Below are 2045 nucleotides of genomic sequence, written 5' to 3' on the forward strand. Positions count from 1 at the left end.
TAAACTTGTAAAGCAGCTTGGTAGGCAGCGATGGCTTCCTCTAGGTTCTCGGCGCGCTCTCCCCGGATGCGATCGCTGTAGGCATTTGCTAAGTTATATTGCGTCATGGCCCAATCTTGGGGAAAGGCACTGCGGGTACGCACTTGTAAAGCAGCTTGGTAGGCAGCGATGGCAATTTCAATATTATTTGCGCGACTGCCTAATGGAAATTCTTGAATATCAACGGCAATCTGGTTCGCCAATGCTGCAAGAGCTTGGTTTTTCTCAGAATTGTTCGAGTCGAGATTTGAGTCAAACCATTGAGTAAGAATCTTGGCAAAAGACAAATCGAGTTTATCCTGATGTTGTTCTAAGTAGGAATAAACGCTCTGGGGGTCACCCTTGCTTTCAATTTCAACTTGCAACAAGCCCTTTAAAAACTGGAGATAGTCTTTTGACGTAGCGCTTGGTTGGGTTTCGCTGGGTGTACTTTCTTCCTCAGAGGCTTGACGGTTGAGATAGTCCGCCAACTGCTGTGCCAAACCTCTAACAAACTCAGCTTCCTGCTCTCTTTCCGCTTCCCCCAACTGTTCCGCCACCAATTCGCAAGTTTGCACCAACCCCGCATCCAGGAGTTCGGGGTGTTGTTCCAGCACTTGCGACTCCTCGCCACTCGGACAATTCAGCAATTCCTCAATCAGCGAGAGATAAGCCTGTAAGCGTTGTTTATCCATCGGAATCAATCCAGTTCGCCGTTCTTTTTCTTATTTTACTCCTAGATAAGGATTTATCAAGCGGTTCCGGGAAAATCAATGCAGTTGACATTGCCCCTGTCTGGCAGCATCTATTTTCATCCTTTCTTCTCTAACCACTCATGCGGGATTGATTGTTTGTAGGGGAAACTAGATAATTTTGACGGAAATCAGAAGCAGTTGCCTGGATGAAGCCTGGAAAGTGCGTGCGATCGCTTTTTTATATGTCCAATCCATATACGAACGAGTTTTCAACTAATATAGGAAGAAGATTCTACTAGTGAAGTTCCGGTTCCATAGCCAGGATAAGGACGTTTGTAGGGAGGTTGTAATCCCAAAACCATATCTTCTTTCAAAATCCCCCTATCGACCCACCTTTGAGCAATATCCAATTTGGTCATGTTCCGTTGAATCTAGATGTTGCCATCTTGATTTTCCAGATGGATAAAACCAGCATAGATTCGCGTCAAATCATCCCATCCCACAGCCAACCACAAATCGCGATCGAAGATAAGCTGACTCTCAATCTCCGAATTTTCCGTTTCTTTGCCAACTTGTTCTGTCAGAATCTTTTGAACGCATCGACGGCAACAGTCCAATTTCTCCCTGCTGGCTGTATGCCAACACCAATTGCTATTTTTCTACGATTCGGTTCGTTGGGAAATTTGTCAATTGTCAAGAGTAAGCGTTGGAGAATGTGGCGTTGATTAAAAAGCGATCGCTTGCTGGATAAAATTTTATTTTGGAGAAAAAGGCGATCGCGTTTAACATCCATCAAAGCCATTTCCAACAAATTTGGCAAATATTTTTATTGCTGCATTTGTTCCTTGGCGCGTTGGAACCATTGCTGGTTTCCCTGCTGTTCGTATAAGTTGGCTGCCTCTTGAAAATCAGGATTCGCCGCTTCGCGATCGCCCCTTTGCCGATAAGTCAAACCTCGCCAGTAGTAGGCATTGGCATTTTCGGAATCGATCTCAATCGTTTTATTAAAATCCTTCACTGCCTGTTGGTACTTTTGCATATGGTAGTAAGCAATGCCGCGATTGTAATAGGCAAGCGTGTACCATCGTTGTCCGTGGGAATTTAAATTAAACTATATATATGGACATCCAGGTGTCGGTCAAGGTTTGGATGAAAAACGTCGCATCGGTCAGCTAACCCACCAGGCGTTGGAAGGCGACATCGATCGTGTAGATACGCTGCAAAAATTCGATCTTGGTTTGGAAATTTCGTTGGTTCAAGAAGCGATAGACCTAGCGAATAATTTCCGCCAGCATCCAGAATTTGCGCCTTTTCGCCAACCCCATCTTCTCA

Annotated in this window: 2 protein-coding genes and 2 pseudogenes; 1 reads left to right on the plus strand and 3 read right to left on the minus strand. The window is 44.9% G+C overall.

Annotated features, from left to right (window positions below; all coding sequences use genetic code 11):
- The 3 genes and pseudogenes from AS151_RS19220 to AS151_RS19230 form a co-directional block, all read right to left on the minus strand.
- Positions 1-713 (minus strand): tetratricopeptide repeat protein (locus tag AS151_RS19220; RefSeq protein WP_139240788.1); only part of this gene is annotated, 713 nt, incomplete at its 3' end.
- A 269-nt stretch (positions 714-982) separates the two neighbouring features.
- Positions 983-1330, minus strand: a pseudogene (locus AS151_RS19225) (element excision factor XisI family protein).
- A gap of 209 nt (positions 1331-1539) precedes the next feature.
- Positions 1540-1773 (minus strand): annotated as a pseudogene (locus AS151_RS19230) (tetratricopeptide repeat protein); the annotation flags it as partial.
- A 16-nt stretch (positions 1774-1789) separates the two neighbouring features.
- Here AS151_RS19230 and AS151_RS19235 point away from each other — a divergent pair.
- Positions 1790-2045 (plus strand): hypothetical protein (locus tag AS151_RS19235; protein WP_139240790.1); only part of this gene is annotated, 256 nt, incomplete at its 3' end.

Source organism: Geitlerinema sp. PCC 9228, assembly GCF_001870905.1.
Classification (GTDB): Bacteria; Cyanobacteriota; Cyanobacteriia; order Cyanobacteriales; family PCC-9228; genus PCC-9228.